The following is a 23,046-nucleotide window of genomic DNA, read 5'->3' on the forward strand; positions in this document are numbered from 1 at the left end:
GGGAGCCCGGCCTTTTTTTTATCTTTGCGGGGGCTAATTATTGAATTAGTGAGTTAGCGAATTATTGAATTGAAATAGCTTTCGATTCCGTATGGGTGCTATATCCTAAATCAATAACTCAGTAATTCAATAATTCAATAAATGGTAAACAAAACTATCGACCTTGGCGAGCAAAACGAAGTGGAAGTGTACGGAGCCAGGGTACATAATTTAAAAAATATAGATGTTTCTTTTCCGCGTAACCAGCTGGTGGTCATCACCGGATTGAGCGGCAGCGGTAAGTCTTCGCTGGCCTTTGATACCATTTATGCCGAGGGGCAGCGCCGGTATATGGAAACATTTTCGGCCTACTCACGCCAGTTTATGGGTGGGATGGAACGGCCGGATGTGGATAAAGTTTCGGGGTTGAGCCCGGTTATCGCAATCGAACAAAAAACAACCAGTAAAAACCCGCGCTCAACTGTGGGTACCATTACCGAGATCTACGACTTTATGCGTTTACTTTTCGCCCGTACCGGCGAGGCCTACTCCTATGTAAGCGGCGAAAAAATGGAGCGCATGTCTGAAGATCAGATTTTAAAAACCATTTCCGAAAGATTCAGCGGGCAGCCGGTAAACATTCTTGCGCCTGTGGTTAAAGCCCGTAAAGGTCATTACCGCGAATTGTTTGAGCAGATCCGTAAACAAGGCTATTTAAAAGTTTACATAGATGGCGCGATGGCCGATGTGGAGCCAAAAATGCAGGTGGATCGCTATAAAATTCATGATATTGATATCGTGGTTGATCGGCTGGTGATTGAGGAAAAAGACGCCAAACGCTTGTATACCTCTATCCAAACCGCACTGAAGGTAGCTAAAGGGATCATCAGGATTGCCGACAAGGATAGTAACGTTTTCTACTTTAGCAAATACCTGATGGACCCGATCTCGGGGATATCTTACGACGAGCCTCAGCCAAATACATTTTCATTTAACTCGCCCTATGGGGCATGTGATAAATGCAACGGGCTGGGTTATATTTTTGAGGTGGATGAGGCATCGGTTATTCCCAATCCTAAATTGACTATCCTTAATGGAGGCCTTGCCCCAATCGGTGAATTCCGCGAAACCTGGATCTTCCAGGTATTGAAGGCGCTTGCCAAAAAATACGAGTTCTCGTTATCAACACCGATTGAAAAACTTTCAAGAGATCACCTGGATATCATCCTGAACGGATCAACGGAAATGATAACCGTAGCCGTTGAGTACAACAAATGGAACGTGCAGAGTTACCAGGTAACATTTGACGGCATTGTGCGCATGCTGGAAGAACAGCAGGAACGCCGCGGCGACGAAGGGATGGATGATATGGAAAACTACCGGGTATTAAAAACCTGCCCGGTATGTGAAGGTGCCCGCCTAAAAAAAGAATCACTGCATTTTAAGGTTGATGATAAAAACATTTTTGAGCTGGCTTGCATGGACATCCGCACCCTGCAGGAATGGTTTGCCAACCTGGAGGACCGTTTAACAGATCGGCAGAATGTCATCGCCAAAGAAATATTAAAAGAAATCCGCGCCAGGATAGTTTTTTTACTGGATGTAGGTTTAAGCTATCTGACGCTCGACCGTACCGCTAAAACCCTTTCAGGCGGCGAAGCGCAGCGGATCAGGCTCGCTACGCAGATCGGGTCGCAGCTAATGAATGTGATGTACATTTTGGACGAACCGAGCATCGGCCTCCACCAGCGGGACAATGAGCGGCTGATCAATGCACTAAAAAATCTGCGCGACCTGGGTAATACCGTATTAGTGGTTGAACATGATAAGGACATGATCCTGCATGCCGACCATGTAATTGATATGGGCCCGGCAGCAGGCGTACACGGCGGTGAAATTGTTGCGCAAGGCACACCTGCCGAATTAATGAAACAGCATACCCTCACTACCTCCTATATCAATGGCGAGCGCGAAATCGCCATCCCTGAAAAGAGACGTGAAGGGACGGGGAAAATATTGAGCCTGAAAAAGGCAACAGGCCATAATTTAAAGAAAGTATCGGTTGATTTTCCCTTAGGCAAGCTGATCGGTATTACCGGTGTATCCGGCAGTGGCAAATCAAGCCTGATCACTGAAACATTATACCCCATACTGAACCATCATTTTTTCAGGGCTAAAAAACATCCGCTGCCCTATGAAAAAATTGAAGGTTTGGAGCATATCGACAAGGTAATTGAGATCGATCAAACACCAATCGGCCGTACACCACGTTCAAACCCGGCTACTTATACCGGGGTGTTTTCAGATATCCGCAACCTATACGTTCAATTACCTGAATCAAGGATCAGGGGTTACAAGCCTGGCCGCTTTTCGTTCAACGTAAAGGGCGGCCGCTGCGAAACCTGCCAGGGTGCCGGTTTAAAGGTAATTGAAATGAACTTTTTGCCGGACGTACAGGTTCCCTGCGAAGAATGCGGCGGCAGGCGCTACAACCGCGAGACCCTGGAAGTGCGTTACCGCGGCAAATCCATCAGCGATGTGCTGGATATGAGTATTGAAGATGCTACCACATTTTTTGAGCATATCCCTGCTATCTACCGCAAAGTAAAAACCCTTTTTGACGTTGGTCTGGGTTATATCACTTTAGGGCAATCGTCCACTACACTATCAGGCGGTGAAGCGCAGCGTGTTAAACTGGCGACAGAACTATCTAAAAAAGATACCGGTAATACTTTTTATATTCTTGACGAACCTACTACCGGCCTTCATTTTGAAGACATTAACGTATTGCTTGGCGTATTGAACCAACTGGTTGATAAAGGCAATACCGTACTGGTAATTGAGCACAACCTGGATGTAATTAAAGTTGTTGACCATGTCATCGATCTTGGCCCCGAAGGCGGCTCAGGCGGCGGTAAAATATTGTTTTCCGGAACGCCGGAGGCGCTGTGTAAAGTTAAAGAAAGCTTTACCGGGCAGTTTTTGAAAAAGGAGATGAAGATCAAGTAAAAGTACTTGCAAACAAATTTTGCAATCGTAACTTTAAGCATTATGCTGCCTTTACTAATTGCCACCCAGATCCGCGAAGCGGACGCTTATACTATCGCTCATGAACCCATTGCATCCATTGACTTGATGGAGCGGGCGTCAAAAGCGTTTGTTGGGTGGTTTATTAACCATTTTCCGGATAAAAACCACGCTATTTCTGTTTATTGCGGCACCGGCAATAATGGCGGCGACGGACTGGCTGTCGCCCGGATGCTGCATGATCATCAGTATAAAAAGATCAATGTCAAGGTGGCGCGGTTTTCGGATAAGTCGACACCCGATTTTAATACCAATCTTGAACGGCTAAATAAAACATCTCTCAACATATCGGAAATACATCCCGGAAGCGGTTTTCCTGTTGAAGAAGGTAATGTAATTATCGACGCCTTGCTGGGTACTGGTTTAACCAAGCCACTTGAAGGCGATTACAAAAGGCTGGTCGATCATTTAAACAGTTTGGATAAAACAGTTGTGGCGGTTGATGTACCAACCGGCTTTTTTGCCGACGGTGAAATGCCCCATGGCGGCGGGGTTTTAAAAGCCGACCTGGTAATTGCTTTCCAGCAGCCAAAAATCAACTTTTTACTGCCCGAATCGGGCCCTTATATTAAATGTTGGGAGGCGGTTAATATCGGGATTGACGAAAATTTTGTACAATCCCTCCATTCACCCTACCGGGCGGTTGAGGAAAAGGATATCCGCAAAATGCTTAAACCTCGCCACCGGTTCAGCAATAAAGGCACTTACGGGCATACACTAATCGTCGCGGGGCAGGCGGAAACCATGGGAGCGGCATTGCTCAGTGCCTCTGCTTGCGTTTATGCGGGATCAGGGTTAACTACGGCCTGTGTGCCGCAAAGCGGGCTACACGCCTTAAATAGTTATATGCCCGAAATTATGGCGGTGGTAAGGCACGATATGGAATTGCCGGAAATAGAATGGGATAAATTCAGCGCCATTGGTATTGGCCCCGGGTTGGGGAAAGACGAACTTGCTGTAGAACTGATAACAGATGTTTTTACCAATTACAAAAAACCTATGGTTATTGATGCGGATGCGCTTAATTTGTTAGCGATCCACAGGGAATTGTGGCGGTCTGTACCGCAAAACTCCATTTTAACGCCGCATATGAAAGAGTTTGACAGGCTTTTTGGCGACCACGGCAACTGGTGGCAACGCATTCAAACCGGCATCGTAAAAGCGAAGGAACATGCTATCTATATCCTGTTAAAAAATGATTATACAATAGTGATCAGCCCTGCCGGAAAAGTGTTTTTTAACACCACCAGTAACCCGGCAATGGCTGTAGGCGGCATGGGCGATGTGCTGACGGGAATCATTTCAGCCCTACTGGCACAACATTATACATCTGAAGAAGCATGTATATTGGGCGCCTTTCTGCACGGGAAGGCGGGTGATGAACTGGCCTTGCCCAACAAAATGAATGTGGTACCGCCTTCGCAGGTTGCAGCCCGCATACCTTTTACCATGGCAAAGTTAATGGCATAAAAAAAGCCGCATGTATTGGTGCGGCTTTTTTAATTAACTATTAACTGCTCTTATAAGAACAAAATACTCTAAATTTAATTTGCGCAGGTTGTTCACTTTTTCCTGGTCTATCACTCTTTATTTAACCTGCTACAACTATAAGACATTTTAACTGCCTTTATAGTTACAATTAAAACGTAAAAAATAGTTTTTATTATTTTAAAAACTATAGATAATAACAAACTGATTTACATTAATGTTTTGTAAATTTTAAATTACGAAGAAATTTTACAGGACTAGCAGGGAGAAATGTTGCCCGGAAAAACAATCCCGGATTAAAACTTACCGATAACCATCATTTCGCCCATCGTAGGCGTTGGGCTGCCGCCTTTAGGTTCCAGGGTTACAGCAAAAGCATCGGCCGAAGCTATAGATTTCATTGGCTTCATGTCGGCAGTGTCTGCATTGGCATCAAATACCCCCAGGTCAACTGGCTTTCCGGCAACAAGCGCCCAAAGCTGGTATTGGTGTTCCTTGTCGTTTTCAGGCATTTTCAACGATTTCATATCGATCCACACTTTTTTCCTTGCAGGGCTCCATGCTACCGTGATCTGCGACCCGGTGGGCGCTTTGGTGGTTGCCTGTAATTTCAGGAATTTAAAAGATGCATCCTGTAATACTTCCAGCTCACCTTCTTTTAAACTAACGGTATTGGCAAAATGCTGTTTATCTGTTTGCAATGCAGCAATGGTGCTGTTAGAATCCTGCAGTTTGTTGTACATTGATACCAGCGCCACCACGCTGGCTAACAGTAACGCCAGGCATGCCGCAAAAGCATATTTATAAAAATTAGTTGCTTTGGGTGCTGTAAAAGCAACCACATTATTTTTAGGCTCTTCTATAACTTCATCAAAAGTGCTGTCGTCAGCGAAGTTAGTCAGCAGGCTGTTTAAAATCCTGCCGCGCAAATGTTCAGCGGGTTCCACGGCATTTTTTCCAGCATATAATTCCATCGACCGCTCTATTTCATCCAGTTCAGCTTTAATGGCCGGATGTTTTAAAGCCATCGCCTCCACCTGCAACTTTTCGTCGGGGGTAACATCCCCCAGAACGTAAAGTTCCAATATCCCCGATTCTATATAAGCTTTAATATCTTCCAATTCCAAATTCAGTTAAAATGTTTTCTGAGTTGCTGAATGGCCATTCTCAACCGCGTTTTTATGGTGCCCAGGGGGATGCCCAGTTCGTCTGCAGCTTCCACATGAGTATAACCCTTAAAATACACGAGGTCAAGAATTAGCTTTTGTTCGGGTTTTAGTGTCTCCACCAATTCCTTAATACCCAACAGCTCAGGTTTGTAAACTGTGTTTCTTTGTTCGTCTATGAAAGTTACGTTATTTTCGAGCTCCTGGTTTTTATTCTGGTTCTTAAAATCTTTTGATCTTAACTTATCAATAGCCAGGTTACGTGCAATGTTTACCATCCATGTAAATAAGCGGCCTTTTTCGGTACTGTAACCCGAAAAAGAATGCCATATTTTTACAAAAGTTTCCTGTAAAAGATCTTCAGCGGTAGCGGTATCGACAACAATCCTGGAAATCACCCCAAATAAAGAAGCCGAATACATATCATAAAGCGCCTCAATAGCGATCTTTTCATGGTTCCTTAATGCCAGAACCAATTCCTCCTCAGACAGCGATATTTTTCGTTTTTTGCTCAATGGGCTGAATATATAAAGGAATTATCAGATTTCAAACAAGTGTTTTTCTGCATGGTACGATGAGCGCACCAACGGCCCGCTTTCCACATATCTGAAACCCATATCAAGCCCTAATTGTTTGTATTTTGCAAATTGATCCGGATGGATCCAGTCGATCACAGGGTGATGGTTGCGTGTTGGCTGCAAATATTGGCCTAAAGTAAGTATTTGAACACCTGCGTCCAGCAAATCCTGCATGGCTTCTAATACATCTTCCTCCGTTTCGCCAAGGCCCAGCATGATGCCCGATTTGGTGCGCAAACCTGCTGCTGCGATATGTTTTAAACATTCAAGGCTGCGGTCATATTTAGCCTGTATGCGCACTTCTTTGGTTAAGCGCCTAACGGTTTCTAAATTATGCGAAACTACTTCGGGGCGGGTTTCCAGCACGCGTTCCAGGTTTTCCCAAACGCCTCTAAAATCGGGGAGCAGGGTTTCCAGCGTAGTTTCAGGGCTTTCCCTACGGAGGGCATTGATGGTTTCAGCCCAAATAATGGAGCCGCCATCTTTCAGATCATCGCGGTCGACAGAGGTAATCACACAATGTTTCACGCCCATTAATTTAACTGAATTGGCAACGCGGTTAGGCTCATCTACATCAACAGCCAACGGTCTGCCGGTTGCTACCGCACAAAATGAACAGGAACGGGTGCAAATATTCCCCAATATCATAAAGGTGGCAGTACCTGCGCCCCAGCATTCGCCCATATTGGGGCAATTGCCGCTTTCGCAAATGGTATGCAACTTGTGTTCATCAACAAGGCCCCTTACCTGGGCATATTCCTTACCAACGGGCAGCCTCACCCTCAGCCAATCAGGCTTGCGGGACATCTGGTTTACCGGAACTACGGGCAATTCAATCATCGAACAAAAATAGGTAAAAATGTTGTAAAGGAGGATGTGCTTGCAACGATTGATATTCCTCCTGGTGTTAAAATGATTTTAGAATTATAATAATTCAGCTTGATTAAAAAGGATACTCCGTTTGAATATTATTTTACATCTTCATCCCCGCCATCCCCTTTTTATCATCCCCGTTTTTAAAAATATATTCGCTGTTTAATAAATAAGCGCCATTGGTTACCACTACTTCGCCTGCACTTAAGCCGGAAACAATGGCGACAAATGAGTTGTTCCCTTCTCCCAGGCTCACTTCCCGCATGGAAAAACTACCGTCGTTATTCCTGATCCATACCGTATTGCCGGATCCTGCCGATAAGACTGCTGATGCAGGGATAGCGAGCGAACGTTTTCCGTCTTTATTCATAGCGATATAGGCTTGCATCCCCGGCCGGATGAGCCCCTGGTTATTCGGGATGCTGATCCTTACCAGGTCCACTTTGGATGCATCCGACAGTTCCGGGTTCATAAATTCAACCTTACCCGTAATTACCTGTCCGTTCAGGTCGGGGAAGGCAATACTTACCATCTCGTTCACTTTAAAATAGCCTGTTTCGCTGGCATAAACCTGGGCTTGTACCCAAAGGCTGTTCAATGCCTGGGTTTTTAAGATTGTCATGCCCTCGGTTATGTAATCGCCCTCATGAACAGCGATATCGCTCACCGTTCCGTTGACCTTGCTGTACACCGTTACCGTTGGCGATACTTTACCAGATGCCGCCAGGTTCCTGATCTGCGCAGGTGTTATCCCCCATAATAAAAGTTTATTTTCTGCCGCGCTGATGAGTTGGGCGTAGTCCACATCAGGGTTATGCAATAGTTTTTGCTGCTGTTTGGCTAAAAGATATTCTTTTTCCGATTCCTGCAGGTTTTCGCTATAAATAGCATAGATGGGCTGGCCGGCACGGATCTTTTCGCCGGGGGCACGAACAAACAACTGCTGTATCCGGCCGCCAATTTTGGCGCTTAATTCTTCGGCTTTGTCTTCATCTGTGGTAACCGTGCCTGATATTGTTTTTTCGCTGCCTGTATTTTCTTCTTTAACCGTATCTGTTTGAATACCAGCCAGCTGAATTTGGGCGGCAGTTAGCACCAACTTGTTTTTGTCGGGACCTGCCGGCGCACCGGTAAATTCAACTTTGATCAGCTTCATGCCGCAAATAGGGCAATTGCCGGGGTGCTCTTCATGTACTTGTGGGTGCATAGAACAGGTATAGTAAATTTTGTCCTGCACTTTGACAATGGGTTGCGGTTTTTGTTTGCACGATGAAACAAAAACCGCAAGTATTAAAGCTGATAGGCCCGCCGTAATAAAGTATAACCGGGATTTTGTACCGTTGCTATTCATTTTCCTTCTGTTTTTATAAAACTTTCACTATCTGTTAAATATTGGGCATTGGATGCCAGGCTATCGGTTAGGGATAAACCACTTTTGATCTCAACCTCGTTGCCGGTACTTGTTCCCGTAATCACTTTATGGGCCGAATAGACTGGCCCGCTTTTCAGCCAAACAATGTTTGTTTGGCCTAAACTGTATATTGATGTACGCGGTATCCAAAGGCCATTTGTTTCGCCGGTTTGGATAGTTGCATTGATGATGCTGTTCACTTTCAAGGCATGATCCATATTGTGCACATAAACCCGGATAGTGGTGGTTTTATCGCCCTTCTGCAAGGTCGGCTCAATAAAATCCACTTTGCCTTGAATGGTTTTACCGGGGAGATCAGGAAAAGTGATCTCAACAGGCTGATTTAACTTTAAGCCGGCAACTGAGGAATTTTCAATTTTAATCAGCGCCCATAACATATGCGCGTTGGCTACATTAAACAGGGTTTGCCCCTGCTGCACATACATACCTTCTTTGATGGAAAGCGGCAGATTAGCGGTGACCCCGGTTGCTACTTTAGGATCAGGAGGGCCGGACATCAGGCTATGCGCAGCATCATGCACATGCCCGTCATAAGGGCTGTACACAGCGAGGCTGTAAAATGCCTTTCCGGTTTTTACCACCTGGTTTATCTGCGTTTCGGTCATCCCCAGCAATAGTAGTTTTTGCCGTGCGGCATAGATCAACCCTGCTTCCTGCGCGGAATTTTTGGTGAGGAAGATCAGATCCTGTTGGGCGTTAACCATATCCGGACTATAAATATCCAGAATGCGCTCGCCCCGGTGGATTTCTTCGAAGGCAGATTTGATATACAATTTTTCAATCCTCCCCGAAAAAACGGGCGGCTATATTATTAAACGTCCGCGAATCAAAATCGAGGTAGCCCTGGCCTTTGATTTGGATAGGGATGGCCTTTTCTTCAGGCGTGATGGCCCCAATGGTCGAGATGACAGAAGAATTAACCGGTTTTAATACCGTGTTTAAACTAATCCTTGCCAATTCGCTTGCTTGTCCTGTTTTTTTCACCAGGGTCATCCCGCAAATAGGGCAGCTGCCGGGATGTTCTTCCAAAATCTGGTGGTGCATCGGACAGGTATACAGCGTAACGTTTTTTTCCTCCGCTCCATCTTTTGTCTTTTTGGGTTGAGAGCAGGCACTGATCAGCAAAATGCACAACAACAAGACAAGTGATATATTATTTATATCAAATATACTTTTAATACTCTTCATTTTCCTTTTCATAAGCAACTTGTAATTGTAATAGCTCCTGCAAACGATCAAGGGCAACCATTTTATTTTGCTGCATGTCTTTAATTCCATCCAATACGGGTTGCAGGTCGCCCGTATTTTGCTCATAAGCCTGTAGGGCGGTTTTATAACTATTTTGTAAAGCCGGGATAATGTTTAACCGGTAATTATTCAATTGCCTTTTTTTGCTGCTCATCTCTGCTTTTATTCCAGCCAATTGGCCACGAGCCTGGTTCAGGATATCCAGTTTATTTTGCTGCAATTCGGCTACCTCATATTTTATCCCTTTCAAATTGGCTTTGTATTCTTTGGAAGACCAGGAAACTATAGGTATGGTGACTGACCCCATCAAGATGTACTGATTAGCCATACCGCCGTAACTGAACATGTGGCCCGTCTGGATACCAAAATCGGGTTTACGCTTACTGTTTTCTACCTGCGCATTGAGTTGCTGCAATTCAATATTCCGGTTGATACTTTTAATATCACTGCGGGAAGCTGCCAATGCAGAGGTATCAGTCAGCGCCGACTCGTAATCTTTAACCACTATTGCCGTATCCACCAAAAATTCAGTTTGCTGGTCGCGGTTCATCAGGGTATTCAGCAGTATATTTTTCTGGCGGATGTCGTTATTAAGCTGCTCCCTGGTATTATCCAGTTCAAAAAGATCAGCTTTTGCTTTGTAGATATTGCTCAGCTTTTCCTTGCCGTAGGTTAACCTGATATTGGCATCTTTCAGCATATACTCCAGCAGGGTTTGTGTGCTTTTCAGGATATTAAGCTTTTTTTCTAAAACCACCCGGTCGTAGTAAGCCTGTTTAGCCTGGGCGACCAGCTGGTTTTTCATATAGTTTTTATCGGCAGCGGTTACTTTCGATAAGCCCTGCATGTAATTTTCCTTTGCCCGGAGTTTGGCGCCGTTGGTAAACATCTGTTCGGCGGTGATCATAAACGAACCGGCGGACGGGTTGAAACTGTAAGGCACCTGGTATTGGCCGGCGCTTATTTTGGGCGCATCCAGGTTTTTTGCACCAGTGGCATAAGCATCCTGCGCCCCGATCTTTGAATCATAGGCTAGCAGGGCCGGGTTGCCCGCCACGCGTGCCAGCACACTATCCAAAGCCAATCGCTGCTGTGCATTTGCTGCTGAAAATCCTGCCAGCCAAATGGTTGCTACATATATAATTCGATTTCTTGTTTTCATTATTCTTTCACCTCCAACACATCCAGTTTTCCGTATTTTTTTAATTCATATTCTTTTACCATCAGGAAGATCAATGGGGTAACCAATAAAATGTGGGTAGACGATGTTAATACACCCCCAATCATCGGCAATACAATCGGCACCATTACGTCGCTGCCCGTTCCTGTCGACCATAACACCGGCACCAGGCCGAATAGGGCCACACAAACAGTCATTAATTTCGGTCTCAGGCGCTTTACCGCGCCGTTCATTACATAAATCCGCAAGTCTTCCCGGGTAATGGTTTCTTTTGAATTTCCTTTTAACGCGACCAATTGCTGCATGGCGTCATTCAGGTAGATCACCATTACAATCCCTGTTTCTACCGCGATGCCAAACAGGGCGATAAAACCTACCGCGACAGCTACCGATAAATGCACCCCGAAAAAATAAACCATATAAGCGCCGCCAATCAAAGCAAAAGGAATGCTGATCAAACTAAAAAATGCTTCGCGGATGGAGTGGAAAGCAAAATAAAGGCAGGCGAAAATGATGATCAACACAATCGGTAAAATCATGATTAAAGTATGCTGCGCCCGTACCATATTTTCATACTGGCCGCTCCATTCAATAAAATAGCCTTTGGGCAGGGTTTTTACCATGCTGTTCAGCTTGTTTTGCGCTTCGGCAACGGTGCTGCCCAAATCCCTGTCGCGTACGTTAAACAGTACCGTCCCCCGTAACAAGGCATTTTCAGACTGAATCATCGCCGGGCCATCGCTGATTTTAATGTCCGCTACTGCAGATAAAGGAATTGGGCCGCTTGCCGGGGTCTGCACCAGCGTACGTTTGATCTGGTCGAGGTTATTGCGGTAATCCTGTGCGAAACGAAGGTTCACGCTAAAGCGCCTCCGGCCTTCAATGGTTGGCGTAAGGTTCATGCCGCCCAGGGCGCTTTCTACCACTTCGTTCACATCATCCACGCTTAAACCGTAACGGCCAATGGCATCCTTATTTACCTCGATATCCAGGTATTTGCCGCCGGTTATCGGGTCAACATATAGATCTTTCACCCCATTAATACCCTGCAATGCCTGTTTCATCTGGTTGGATAGCGCATAAATAGTATCCAGGTTTTGTCCGTAAACTTTCAGCCCCACATCGGTACGGATGCCGGTCGACAGCATATTGATGCGGTTAATGATGGGCTGCGTCCAGCCGTTTACTACGCCAGGGATCTGCAGTTTGGCATTTAGCTCATTAATAATATCTTCCTTTTTAATGCCTTTGCGCCATTCTTCGGCAGGTTTTAGCAGGATGATAGTTTCCACCATACTGATGGGCGAATTATCCGTAGCCGTATTCGCCCTGCCTGCTTTGCCCAAAACATTTTTTACTTCGGGGATACTTTTGATGATCTTATCCTGTAACTGCAATAGCTGTTTTGCTTCAGCATTGGATATATCCGGCAGGGTAACCGGCATAAACAGGATAGTGCCTTCATCCAGCGGCGGCATAAATTCGCTGCCCAGGCTCAATAAAAGCGGTATACTGATCAACAGCGCGATAATATTAATGGCCAGTGTTGTTTTTCGCCAATGCGTACACCAGTTTAATATAGGGTGATATATTTTTTGTAAACCACTGTTTAGCGGATTATGTTCATCGGTCCTTAATTTCCCTTTCAGGAAGAAGGAGATCAGCACCGGCGCCAGGGTTACCGCCAGGATGGCATCAATGGCCAGGATAAAGGTTTTTGTCCATGCCAGCGGGCCGAACAATTTGCCCTCCTGTCCTTCCAGTAAAAATACCGGCAGGAACGAAGCCACGATAATGAGGGTGGAGAAAAACACGCCACGCCCCACCTGCTTGCAGGAAGCCTCTATAATTTTTATTCTTTCTGCTGTGGTCATAATCTTTCTTTTTCTTGTGCAATGGATAAATTGCGGTGTGAGTTCTCTACCATTACAATCCCGTTATCTACAATTACCCCGATTGCAAGGGCAATACCAGTTAAGGACATGATATTTGAGGAAATACCAAAGGCATTCAGCAATATAAAGCTGGTGGCAACCGTAATGGGAATCTGGATAATAATGCTCAAGGCGCTACGCCAGCTAAACAGGAAGATAATGACGATGATGGATACGGTGATCATTTCTTCGATCAGCGTGTGTTTTACGGAGCCAATGGCCCGTTCAATCAGGTCACTTCTGTCGTAAGCTATTTTAAACTTTACCCCGGGCGGCAGGCCTCTTTGCATCGCGGCCATTTTATCTTTTACCGCGTGGATCACCTTATCGGCATTTTCGCCATAACGCATTACTACAATACCACCGACGGCTTCGCCTTCGCCGTTTTCGTCAAAAATACCCAGCCGTAAGTCCCCGCCCATTTGCACGGTTGCGATATCCTTTATCCTTACAGGAACGGTATTGATGGTACCTATGGAGATGTTTTCGACATCCTGGATGCTTTTAATATACCCCAGGCCGCGCACAATATAGCCGGTGCCGTTCATCTCGAACTTGCGGCCGCCCACATCGTTGTTATTGCTTTTGACGGCTTTCAAAACCTGCGACAGCGGGATATTGTAATAATTAAGTTTGTTTGGGTCGACGCTGATCTGGTATTGCTTTTCAAAGCCGCCAAAGGAAGCTACTTCGCTTACCCCAGGCACCGTTTGCAGTCCGAATTTTACATACCAGTCCTGCAGGGCGCGTTGTTCGCCCAGGTCGATGCCTTTGGCGCCGAGGGTATACCACAGGATATGGCCCACGCCGGTGCCATCCGGTCCCAGGGTTGGGGTTATCCCTTCGGGCAACAGGCGCTGGGCGTAGTTTAACCTTTCGAGCACACGGCTGCGCGCCCAGTAGATATCTATTTTATCTTCAAAAACAATATAAACAAAACTCATCCCGAACATGGACGTTGCGCGGATGGATTTTACTTTGGGGATACCCTGCAGGTTGCTTACCAGTGGATAGGTTACCTGGTCCTCCATAATTTGCGGACTGCGGCCCTGCCATTCGGTAAATACGATCACCTGGCTCTCGGAAAGATCAGGAATGGCATCAATCGGGTTTTGATTGATGGAGTAAAAGCCCCATGCAAATAAAATGGCTGCGATCAGCAGAACGATGTACCTGTTTTTTAAGGACAGGGAAATAAGTTGATTGATCATCTTAAAAAGTTAAATTACCCGGGAGAACAAATCTCCCGGGGTATTTGATTTACATACTCATTTTATGCTTCATCGGCATTTTTTTTGATGTATCCTTTTTCACTAAGGTCATGCCGCATTTAGGGCATTTACCGGGTTTATCGCTCAATACTTCAGCATCCATCGGGCAGGTGTAAAGCACTTTTGCCGGTTTTACTTTCTTGGTTTTTGTAGTATCGGATACGGTTGTGCTGGTGTTAGCTGCAAAAACGGATGCCGCTGAAAACAGGATAGCTATTGCCATCAGTGTTACTTTTTTCATGGATATTAAATTAAAAATGAATAAATGGCAAACGGCGTAGTAAGCCAGTTGCGCAGGTTATAAATTAAGATGATGAATTAAATGTTATAAAAGCCGGAAACAGAAAGTGTGGCTAAAAACAGGTACAGGTCAGATCCTGTAGGTGCAGTTAAGAATATAGCAGGGAGTAGCGTGCCGCCAATCAGGAGGGGCATGGTTGTTAAAATAAACGATCCCCCTGGCAGGAATATTTAAATTAGCAATAAAAGGCAAATAGAGCACAGCCATTGCAGGAGCCAGTTTGGTGTACAAACCAAATGCCGAAGGGTTAACATGCTGGTCTTTGACTTTGAAGTATTGCTTTTTTGATTTACAGCAATTCTTCATCGGCATATTCATTTTGCAACTGGCCTTTGGGCTTTCTGAAAATGAGGTTGACTGCAAAATACCGCAGCAATAATAACTATTAGCGGCGACACCCGTGCTTGAGAGCAGGTAAATGGCTGATAATAATATAAGTGCAATACGTTTCACAATTCAAATATAGGTATTAATATTTTTTATTTAATGATTTTTATCACCGTTTAATTTATACGGATAGCTGGCAACGTTGTTCGTCATCAGTGCTATACATTAAATTACATCGATAGGTCTTTTCTTAATATTTGCCGATATCTTAAACCCGACGGGTGTTACAAAACTACTCACTAATGTCGTGTCAACCATAAATTGACCTATCGTCAATCTACAAGTTTATTGAGCGCAAAAAGCACAAAAAGGGTTTACAAAAGATTTACATATTTCAGGGCTTGCATTTTGCAAATACTTGGTAATAAGTTATTTATACGTTTACGCATTAAAATGGGGGTTACACTATTTTACATAACCTCCTCCCGGTATTCTTAGGCTGTTGTGATCAGGCCTGAACGTCAATTTATTAATGACATGACACTAGTAGTTTCCTGCGAATCAGAGAACATACTTCCCAGGTAGCATAATCAACGTTCATCTCAAACCTTTTTAAATTTAATTTTATTATCCTGCTCCCATACACAAAGTATTTTGTTGCCCGGTATTACAACAGATTTTATGAAGGAACCGTTGCCAACAGCAATCCCGTTTTTATTTTTGAGGTCGAGTACTTTAACCGTATCTCTATTCTCAAAGGTCAATACCGGGTTAGGTCCGCCTGCAGAAATAGCACAGTTTTTCCCGTAACCCATATTAACTTCCTTTTCACCCGGTTGACAAAAGTATACCATACCTTTCCGTTGCCAGGTAGTGCGGATAACATTTGAAGCATCAATAGTGACGCCACCTCCATCCATCGGGCAGCCATTCAATTTCCAGGTATCTGTACCCAATTTTTGGGCCGCCGCGAATGACGCACCGCCATTTGAAGATTTTAAAAGATAAAGGTCCCTTGATCCATTTAACCAATTCCTGAACATAATAGCAACTTCCGAACCCTGTACCGCTATATTTGGTTTGCAACACCCGCATACCAGCTTATCGGGCGAACGATATACCAACCGGTTTTTTGACCAGTGAGCTGTTTTAGCTGACAGCGAGGAGAAATAGATATTATTGCCGCCACCTGCCCTTGTATCCAGCCAAACCGCATAAAAATGGTCCTTTTTATCAGAAGAAATACCCATCAACCCTTCCGGAGCTGATCCTTTAAGGTCATTTACAATACCCATGCTTTTCCATTGACCGGATGAATTATTAAGTTGATACCAATGAATATTACCGGTTTCATCCTGAGCGGTGATGATGGAATATTGGGTCGAGCTTGTCAACTGCGGTCCGCGCGACATGCCTAAATGCATTTTGGGCACCGTTGCTACCAGTACCGGGTTCGAAAAGGTTTCCCCTTTATCAGTTGAGGTAGCACAAAATATCATGTCTTCATGGCCGTAAACCACCCTGATAATCCCCTTTTCGTCAGTGCTGATCTGTGGCTGGTTACCTGCCGCAATTGTTTTTTCGCCCGACGGGGCAGTCCAGGATTGCAACGGTAAAAGAAATGCAGCAAATACAAATGCCAAAAGCTTGTGTTTCATATGGTAAATATAACCCAATCCGGGCTAACAGGTTTTAGTATTGAACGGAAATATAACCTAATCATTTCAATCGTTAAACGCCCAAAAGCAATGCGCTATTGATACTGGTCAAAAAAATAGGATTAGCCAGGTTTGGTAATCCCGTTTAAAATGGCGGCCGGCAATTTGCATACTTCCGCCATTTATTTTGGATACCCGGTACCACCAACAAATACCGATTAGCTTTGCAAGGAAATAAAACAAGTGATCCATGCGGTTTATATTTTCCCCGCACGGATCACCAAAGCAAATTGAATTCTGCCTGCAACTTATTATTTTTTCAAACTGTCTGCTTTTGCCTTTTTCAGTTTAGCCTGTTCCAACCAGTAGCAATGAATTGCACAGGCATGTTGCTTGTAATTTTTATGAATAATGCCAATGTTGTGCCCCTGCGGATCTAAAACTTCGCAACGCTCTTTGTCCAGATCCTTTGTATTAAGCATGGTTTCTCCATTTACATTGTAATACACGCCGTTCTTTTTCGCCATGCCAAGTTTTTTTCCATCGGCACCAATAACGTTTCCGTCTTTATCAATAAAATACAGTTTTGCACCCTGTGAGTTCCTGACAATATTATCTTTATCGATATAGCCCAGTTTAGTGCCTGCGTGGTCGGTAATGCCGCCTTTTTTATTGATATAGAGTTTTGGGATTGAATCTTTATGGGTTTGAGCAAAGGCATTATCAGTGATGCCTGTTGTAAAGGTTACTATTAATAGCAACAAAAATATCTTTTTCATGATCTTTTAATTTAAAATATGTGATGAATTGCATACAGCCAACGCTATATGAATTGAATTAATAATAGAATTTTAATTATTGCAGCCATACACCTCTATCCGGATTTAGCGGCTGGCGGGAAAGACAAGATCAGATACGGTAATTGCAGTTGAGGATATAAGCGGGCGTTATGATACCCTTTGGCGGAGGATTGACATTGCTATCAAAAACCTCTCTGGCGGCAATGTTAACTTTGGTTTGGGATACCAGGAACAGAACCTGAATTGCAGGAAACATCCTCGTACCCAAACTCAAAGAAGCGGCATAAATATGCAGATCACTAACTTTATAAAATTGCTTTTTGGTTTTACAGCAATTTTTCATCTGATCATGCATTTTGCAACCCGGAAAGGAGCTATGCTGTATGACTACCGATGTGGATCGTAATTTACCGTGGCAATAATAGCTATCAGCCACCACACCCAAAGTAGAGAGCATATAAATGGCAGATAGCAAAAACAGCGCGGTGCGTTTCATAGTTCAAAGATACTCTTGTTGCAATCGGACAAAAATGATCTGACTCACATTATCAGGACGCTTTAATCACTATTGCTATCGCAAAGATGTAAAACATGGCCCAAAAATAGGATCGTATACTATCGAAATTAAAATTTACAGTTAGCTTTGTGTTTATATACAAACATTATGGCAACTATTGAAACTACCTACCTGGGCGATTTAAGAACAGAAGCTACGCACCTGCAGTCAGGAACAAAAATAATTACCGATGCACCTGTGGATAACCAGGGCAAAGGCGAAGCATTTTCGCCAACCGACCTGCTGGCCGCATCTTTGGGCAGCTGTATGCTGACTATTATGGGCATAAAAGCACGCGCAAGCAATATTAATATCGACGGAACAACCATATCCATCACCAAAATAATGGCTGCCGACCCGCGCCGCGTAAGTGAAATTGTGATCAATTTTAAATTCCCGAAGGCATATACCGAAAAGGAGCAATTGCTTTTAGAACGCTCGGCGCTTACCTGCCCTGTTATTTTCAGCCTGAACGAGGATTTGAAAAAAACGGTTACTTTTGGATGGGAAGTTGAAGCGTAATTTTTAAATTAAAAGGCGAAAGGTTTTGCGATAGCTACCATACAGCCATTGTACAAGATAAGACGATAAACGCCTCACACTATTTTTGATTGGCTCGTGGGGTGGTAAATTTTATTAGAGAACATATCGCTGAAAACACAAAACGCGGGGTTACCTGGATATTAAGGGATGTATCCCATTATCGTTTATAGTCACAAGGATGAGATATTTACTGCCAGAACAACTCAGAGCCAACCTGTCAATAGGCCGAACTGTTGAACAGTGGCTGGGTTCGGCAATATTCCCCAATTATGTAACCCTCAGAACGCTAACGATCAGTAAAGAGCGAGACTCAACGTATACCACCAGCTATGTTGAATATTTTGACGATGGGCATGAAGAGTTCACCGATATGTACGCATTTAGCTATCTGCACCCCGACGAACCTGAGTTGTTAAACAATTTTGACTCGGTTGAAGAGGCTTTACAATTCGCTTTGACCAATTACAACGCAAAGCCAGACAAATTTGTAAACCCAGGCATGATCGAGGACGAATACAGGGATTATCTTAAAACAAGGAATAAATAACGGAAAGATCAACGCAACAAACTAGCCCTGTGTTTAACTAATCTCAAATCACTAATCAACTAATCACTAACATCGCTTCCTCCACCGAAACTTCGCCATGCGAAAGATCGAGGATACACTCGCCGTCTTTTATCAGTAATAATTGGGGGGATTCATGGTAAACCTGGAAATCTGCAGCGATTTTATTGGAAAGCTCGCGGTATTTGATCAGGTCTAAAAAATATAAAGGTAAGTTGTCAGGTAGTTTATCCCAGTCGAATTCAAAACGCTTTTTTACCATCATACTGATGGAACAGCGGGTACTGTGCTTAAATATTAAACTATAACCTTGAGTTTGTTTAATTGCGTCAATTTGATCAGCTGACTCCAGCGGTATCCATTTCATAAATCAAATTTTATTATTTGCTTAAAAAAATGCAAAGCAACGGAAAAAGCCAGCTTATTTTAAGCAAAAGAAAAAATATGACATTAAACTGTTAGCGCCCGGTTTTGGGATAAGTACCGTAAGCAGCGCATAGCTTGTTTGAGCATGAAGAGATGCTGCCTAATACCAGGGCGATTACCGCTATATAAATTACTTTTTTCATCAGAGTATGGTCTTAATGATATTAAACGAAAATTAGCTATTCAAAGTTTCAGCAAGGTACGCCATTTTTATCGCAGTTACAGCAGCTTCAACACCTTTATTTCCGTGTTTTCCGCCTGCCCTGTCAATAGCCTGTTGCTGGTTGTCTGTTGTTAATACGCCAAATATAACAGGTTTTGAATATTTTATAGCAACATTGCTTATTCCGATTGCTACAGCATTGCAAATAAAATCAAAATGCCTTGTTTCGCCCTGTATCACACAGCCCAAACAAATAACCGCATCTAATTTACTATTTTTTAATAACAAGTCTGCACCGGTAGTTAATTCAAAACTGCCGGGAACTGAATAAGTGAAAATATGATCGGGTATTGCCCCGTGTTCAACCAGGCTTTCGTAGGCTCCCTGGTAAAGGGCATTGGTGATTTCGGAATTCCACTCGGCAACCACAATCCCAAAACGATACAAAACCGCTGAAGGTACGTTGGTGTTACTAAAATCAGATAGATTTTTGAGTTGAGTCGACATATCTTTATTTCGGAATTCGGAATTTCGATTTCGGAATTATTTTTCTCGAATCCTAAATCCGAAATAGAAATTCCGAAATTCAATTATCCTTTTGCTTCAGCCCGTGCGATATATTCGTCAATATTCTGGCCCTGCGGGCTGTCTGAATAATCGGCTTTTATCTTTTTGTAAACATCGTCAGCTGATTTATAATCGTTTTGCGCTTCATAAACTAAACCCAGTTTTTTGAGATACATAGGGGTTAAAAATTTATTATTTGCTTTATCAGCTGCTTTTTTATAATAGGTTACTGCTTTGTCATAATCCTTCAGTTCAACATAGGCATCAGCGGTTCCGCCAAGTGCTTCTGCTGCAACCATATAATCGTTACCGCTATAGTTGGTAAGGTTATCAATCGCTTTTTGGTAGTTTCCTTTATTTAGATAAGCAATGCCTAAATAAAAATAAGCAAGGTCTGCTGATTTGGTATTGCTGTATTCATCGGCAATTTTCGCAAACCCAGGGTAACCTGCATCGCCGCTAATGGCTTTGTCCCATTGCTTTTTCTCCCAAAAATCCTGCGCAACATGCATCTGGTTAGCCGCGGTAACTTCGCGCGGTGCAATATAAAAACGCTGGTACGCTATATAAATAATTACCATGGCTAAAACAGCCCCGACAATAAATATCAAACTTTTTTGGTTCTCGCGTACAAACTTACCAGTCTGTCCAATATCGTTGTGGCCGCCTGCAACCTTGGTGTCCGTTTGGGTTTTTGACATTTCTATTGTAAAATTAAGTTTGCAAAAATACGTTTTTCAAAATTTTTAGCAATAGGTTATTGTAATTAAATATTTTAGCCCGAAACTCCGGGAAGTCATAAAGTCCGAATGATGCAAAATTTGCCTGTAATGGCTTTTATTGCAAGTATTTGCCGGGCCTGACCTGCTTTTTTTGTTTAATAAATTACTTCCGAAAAACATTTTTCAAACAGCAAACTATCCACCGATCGCTTTTTTCTTGCAGACTTTCTGACTTCCCGGACTTCCGGACTAATTCTATTCACTACATTTGACCAATGTATTTGCAGCAGCTGACAGTCATCAATTTTAAGAATTACGCGGAGGCCGAACTGAAATTCAGTGAGGGGGTTAACGTATTCACCGGCAACAATGGCGCCGGCAAAACCAACCTGCTGGATGCAATACATTACCTGTCGCTTTGTAAAAGTTATTTTAACCCGATTGACAGCCAGCAGATCAAACAGGGGGAAGAATTCTTTATTATCACCGGCAACTTTAATAAAAACGGTAATCCCGAAGCCGTGGCCTGTTCGGTAAAGCGGAACCAGAAAAAACAATTTAAGCGCAACAAAAAAGACTACCAGCGTTTAGCAGACCATATCGGTTTGTTCCCGCTGGTAATGGTATCGCCTTATGATATCAGTATCATTATTGAAGGCAGCGAAGAGCGGCGCAAGTTTATTGATAATGTGATCTCGCAAACGGATAACTCTTACCTGGATGAGCTGATTGCTTATAACAGGGTGCTGGTTAACAGGAACGCCTTATTAAAACAAATTGCTGACACCGGCCGGTACGATCCTCATTTAATGGAAGTACTGGACGAGCAGTTAACCCAATCGGGCAACAGGATCTTTGAAAAACGTAAGGCTTTTATGGAAAGTTTTACGGAAATATTTAACAGGCATTATACGTTTTTGAGCGAAGACGCCGAATTGGTTGAACTGAGCTACGAATCACAGTTGCTGGCTGATGACTTTGGCGCCTTATTAAAAAAAGGCATTGAAAGGGACAGGGTATTGGAGCGCACCACTTATGGCATCCATAAGGACGACCTTTTGTTTACCATCCATGGCATGCCGATGAAAAAGTTTGGGTCCCAGGGGCAGCAAAAGTCTTTTCTCATCGCCCTCAAACTGGCACAGTACAGCTTTTTATACCAGCAAAACGGCTTTAAGCCCATCCTGTTACTGGATGATATTTTTGATAAGCTTGACGACCTGCGGATAACCAAGCTGATGCAAATGATATCCAATCATGATTTCGGGCAGGTATTTATTACCGATACCAATGTGGCAAGGGTTAAAAACGTATTTAAGGAAATTGGGGTGGAGATTAACCTGTTTAAAGTAAAAGGAGGAGAAATAGATGCGTAAAGCCAATGACAAATCGCTGAAAGAAGCGATTGAGCAAATGATGCAGGTTTACAAGATCAAACGCAAGTTTGATGAAACGGGCATCATCGCGCATTGGCCCGAGCTGGTGGGCAAACCGGTAGCCAACCGCACCAAGGAGTTGTTTATCCACGATAAAAAACTATTCCTCCGGCTGGAGTCATCAGTAGTAAAAAATGAATTGATGAACATGCGTACGCAGATCATTCAAAAAATAAATGAAGAGGCTAACTCAATACTGGTTGAAGAAATTATTTTTCTTTAGTAAAGCGGGGAAGGAAGGTGCGGAAGTTGAGATCGTCGCTCATGCGGGAAAAAGCGAGGATTAAAATCCCCGGAAGTATGAACACCAATTGCGCTTCGGGGTGCGTCCTGTAAAGCAATACCGTACCTGAAACCAATACAATTATCAGTAGTGAGTATAAGATAATTACGAGCTAGAACGCGTGGTTAGACTCTTGCAGGATGAAAACTTCCTATCTGTCCTAGAACGCATAGCAGATGCGCTAGAGGAACTTGCGTACTAACTTGGAACACATACACAAGTATTTCATCACCTGCCCAAAGTGTAATTGGGAGTCTGAGCATTACCCATGTCCTAACGGTGTAATGGATGCTTTAGAGATATGGACGAAAGACTTGTTAAGTCATGTCAGAACAAAGCATAAGATTCACTATGCGTTTTTATCTTTTAGGAGAAATTCAGTTAGAAGTGAAGTGATTTGTACTTGTGACAGGGGCTAACCTACGCGTTGATGTTGAGCGTTGGCGTAAATATGCCAAGGCAA

General features: G+C 43.6%; 23 protein-coding genes. 6 read left to right on the plus strand and 17 right to left on the minus strand.

Features of this window, described 5'->3' with window-relative positions:
• Positions 1 to 141 precede the first annotated feature (141 nt).
• Together uvrA and QZY09_RS08325 are read left to right on the plus strand one after the other, a co-directional pair.
• Positions 142 to 2,988 (plus strand): excinuclease ABC subunit UvrA, encoded by a 2,847-nt coding sequence (gene uvrA, locus QZY09_RS08320; protein ID WP_295670910.1) that lies wholly within the window; start codon positions 142 to 144, stop codon positions 2,986 to 2,988.
• Between the two features lie 42 nt (positions 2,989 to 3,030).
• A complete protein-coding gene (locus QZY09_RS08325) occupies positions 3,031 to 4,536 on the plus strand; it encodes an NAD(P)H-hydrate dehydratase (RefSeq protein WP_295670913.1) in 1,506 nt (501 codons plus the stop codon).
• A 314-nt stretch (positions 4,537 to 4,850) separates the two neighbouring features.
• Here the strand turns inward: QZY09_RS08325 and QZY09_RS08330 are convergent, their stop codons facing one another.
• The 14 genes from QZY09_RS08330 to QZY09_RS08395 all read right to left on the minus strand — a co-directional run bounded on the left by QZY09_RS08330 (position 4,851) and on the right by QZY09_RS08395 (position 17,818).
• A complete protein-coding gene (locus QZY09_RS08330) occupies positions 4,851 to 5,675 on the minus strand; it encodes an anti-sigma factor (protein ID WP_295670916.1) in 825 nt (274 codons plus the stop codon).
• 8 nt (positions 5,676 to 5,683) lie between these two features.
• Positions 5,684 to 6,235 (minus strand): sigma-70 family RNA polymerase sigma factor, encoded by a 552-nt coding sequence (locus QZY09_RS08335; protein ID WP_295670918.1) that lies wholly within the window; start codon positions 6,233 to 6,235, stop codon positions 5,684 to 5,686.
• 24 nt (positions 6,236 to 6,259) lie between these two features.
• Complete coding sequence (gene lipA, locus QZY09_RS08340) at positions 6,260 to 7,138, minus strand: lipoyl synthase (protein ID WP_295670921.1); 879 nt, start codon at positions 7,136 to 7,138, stop codon at positions 6,260 to 6,262.
• Positions 7,139 to 7,271: 133 nt separating this feature from the next.
• A complete protein-coding gene (locus QZY09_RS08345; RefSeq protein ID WP_295670924.1) occupies positions 7,272 to 8,522 on the minus strand; it encodes an efflux RND transporter periplasmic adaptor subunit in 1,251 nt (416 codons plus the stop codon).
• The gene (locus tag QZY09_RS08350; protein ID WP_295670927.1) at positions 8,519 to 9,376 is read right to left on the minus strand and encodes an HlyD family efflux transporter periplasmic adaptor subunit; all 858 of its coding nucleotides are present in this window, start codon (positions 9,374 to 9,376) and stop codon (positions 8,519 to 8,521) included. Before QZY09_RS08350 ends, QZY09_RS08345 begins: the two co-directional genes overlap by 4 nt.
• A 4-nt stretch (positions 9,377 to 9,380) precedes the next feature.
• Complete coding sequence (locus tag QZY09_RS08355) at positions 9,381 to 9,791, minus strand: heavy metal-binding domain-containing protein (RefSeq protein ID WP_295670929.1); 411 nt, start codon at positions 9,789 to 9,791, stop codon at positions 9,381 to 9,383.
• Positions 9,778 to 11,013, minus strand: a complete 1,236-nt coding sequence (locus QZY09_RS08360; RefSeq protein ID WP_295670932.1) for a TolC family protein — start codon at positions 11,011 to 11,013, stop codon at positions 9,778 to 9,780. Before QZY09_RS08360 ends, QZY09_RS08355 begins: the two co-directional genes overlap by 14 nt.
• Positions 11,013 to 12,905: an efflux RND transporter permease subunit gene (locus tag QZY09_RS08365; protein WP_295670935.1), complete on the minus strand. Its 1,893-nt coding sequence runs from the start codon at positions 12,903 to 12,905 to the stop codon at positions 11,013 to 11,015. The genes QZY09_RS08360 and QZY09_RS08365 overlap by 1 nt, the downstream gene beginning before the upstream one ends.
• Complete coding sequence (locus QZY09_RS08370) at positions 12,902 to 14,176, minus strand: efflux RND transporter permease subunit (RefSeq protein WP_295670938.1); 1,275 nt, start codon at positions 14,174 to 14,176, stop codon at positions 12,902 to 12,904. The genes QZY09_RS08365 and QZY09_RS08370 overlap by 4 nt, the downstream gene beginning before the upstream one ends.
• A gap of 49 nt (positions 14,177 to 14,225) precedes the next feature.
• The gene (locus tag QZY09_RS08375; RefSeq protein WP_295670941.1) at positions 14,226 to 14,477 is read right to left on the minus strand and encodes a heavy metal-binding domain-containing protein; all 252 of its coding nucleotides are present in this window, start codon (positions 14,475 to 14,477) and stop codon (positions 14,226 to 14,228) included.
• A 129-nt stretch (positions 14,478 to 14,606) separates the two neighbouring features.
• A complete protein-coding gene (locus QZY09_RS08380; protein ID WP_295670944.1) occupies positions 14,607 to 14,990 on the minus strand; it encodes a hypothetical protein in 384 nt (127 codons plus the stop codon).
• A 476-nt stretch (positions 14,991 to 15,466) separates the two neighbouring features.
• On the minus strand, positions 15,467 to 16,522 hold the full coding sequence (locus tag QZY09_RS08385; RefSeq protein WP_295670946.1) for a hypothetical protein: 1,056 nt from the start codon (positions 16,520 to 16,522) through the stop codon (positions 15,467 to 15,469).
• 311 nt (positions 16,523 to 16,833) lie between these two features.
• The gene (locus QZY09_RS08390; RefSeq protein WP_295670949.1) at positions 16,834 to 17,301 is read right to left on the minus strand and encodes a DUF3659 domain-containing protein; all 468 of its coding nucleotides are present in this window, start codon (positions 17,299 to 17,301) and stop codon (positions 16,834 to 16,836) included.
• Positions 17,302 to 17,431: 130 nt separating this feature from the next.
• Positions 17,432 to 17,818: a hypothetical protein gene (locus tag QZY09_RS08395; RefSeq protein WP_295670952.1), complete on the minus strand. Its 387-nt coding sequence runs from the start codon at positions 17,816 to 17,818 to the stop codon at positions 17,432 to 17,434.
• 168 nt (positions 17,819 to 17,986) lie between these two features.
• On the opposite strand from QZY09_RS08395, the gene QZY09_RS08400 reads away from it, so the two are divergent.
• Positions 17,987 to 18,400: an OsmC family protein gene (locus tag QZY09_RS08400; protein ID WP_295670955.1), complete on the plus strand. Its 414-nt coding sequence runs from the start codon at positions 17,987 to 17,989 to the stop codon at positions 18,398 to 18,400.
• A gap of 199 nt (positions 18,401 to 18,599) precedes the next feature.
• On the plus strand, positions 18,600 to 18,968 hold the full coding sequence (locus tag QZY09_RS08405; protein ID WP_295670957.1) for a hypothetical protein: 369 nt from the start codon (positions 18,600 to 18,602) through the stop codon (positions 18,966 to 18,968).
• 55 nt (positions 18,969 to 19,023) lie between these two features.
• Here QZY09_RS08405 and ytxJ read toward each other — a convergent pair whose 3' ends face one another.
• From ytxJ to QZY09_RS08420, 3 genes are all read right to left on the minus strand, one after another.
• Positions 19,024 to 19,353 (minus strand): bacillithiol system redox-active protein YtxJ, encoded by a 330-nt coding sequence (ytxJ, locus tag QZY09_RS08410; protein ID WP_295670960.1) that lies wholly within the window; start codon positions 19,351 to 19,353, stop codon positions 19,024 to 19,026.
• Positions 19,354 to 19,587: 234 nt separating this feature from the next.
• Entirely contained in the window at positions 19,588 to 20,082 is a 495-nt protein-coding gene (gene ribH, locus QZY09_RS08415; RefSeq protein WP_295670963.1) for a 6,7-dimethyl-8-ribityllumazine synthase, read from the minus strand.
• 83 nt (positions 20,083 to 20,165) lie between these two features.
• Positions 20,166 to 20,843 (minus strand): tetratricopeptide repeat protein, encoded by a 678-nt coding sequence (locus QZY09_RS08420; RefSeq protein WP_295670966.1) that lies wholly within the window; start codon positions 20,841 to 20,843, stop codon positions 20,166 to 20,168.
• Positions 20,844 to 21,139: 296 nt separating this feature from the next.
• Here QZY09_RS08420 and QZY09_RS08425 point away from each other — a divergent pair, with 296 nt between their 5' ends.
• Both QZY09_RS08425 and QZY09_RS08430 read left to right on the plus strand, forming a co-directional pair.
• Complete coding sequence (locus tag QZY09_RS08425) at positions 21,140 to 22,240, plus strand: DNA replication/repair protein RecF (RefSeq protein ID WP_295670968.1); 1,101 nt, start codon at positions 21,140 to 21,142, stop codon at positions 22,238 to 22,240.
• Positions 22,233 to 22,523 carry a DUF721 domain-containing protein gene (locus tag QZY09_RS08430; protein ID WP_096349420.1) on the plus strand — a complete coding sequence of 97 codons (291 nt, stop codon included), beginning with the start codon at positions 22,233 to 22,235 and terminating at the stop codon, positions 22,521 to 22,523. Before QZY09_RS08425 ends, QZY09_RS08430 begins: the two co-directional genes overlap by 8 nt.
• Positions 22,524 to 23,046: the final 523 nt, after the last annotated feature.

It is taken from the genome of uncultured Mucilaginibacter sp. (genome assembly GCF_903913935.1).
Taxonomy (GTDB): Bacteria; Bacteroidota; Bacteroidia; order Sphingobacteriales; family Sphingobacteriaceae; genus Mucilaginibacter.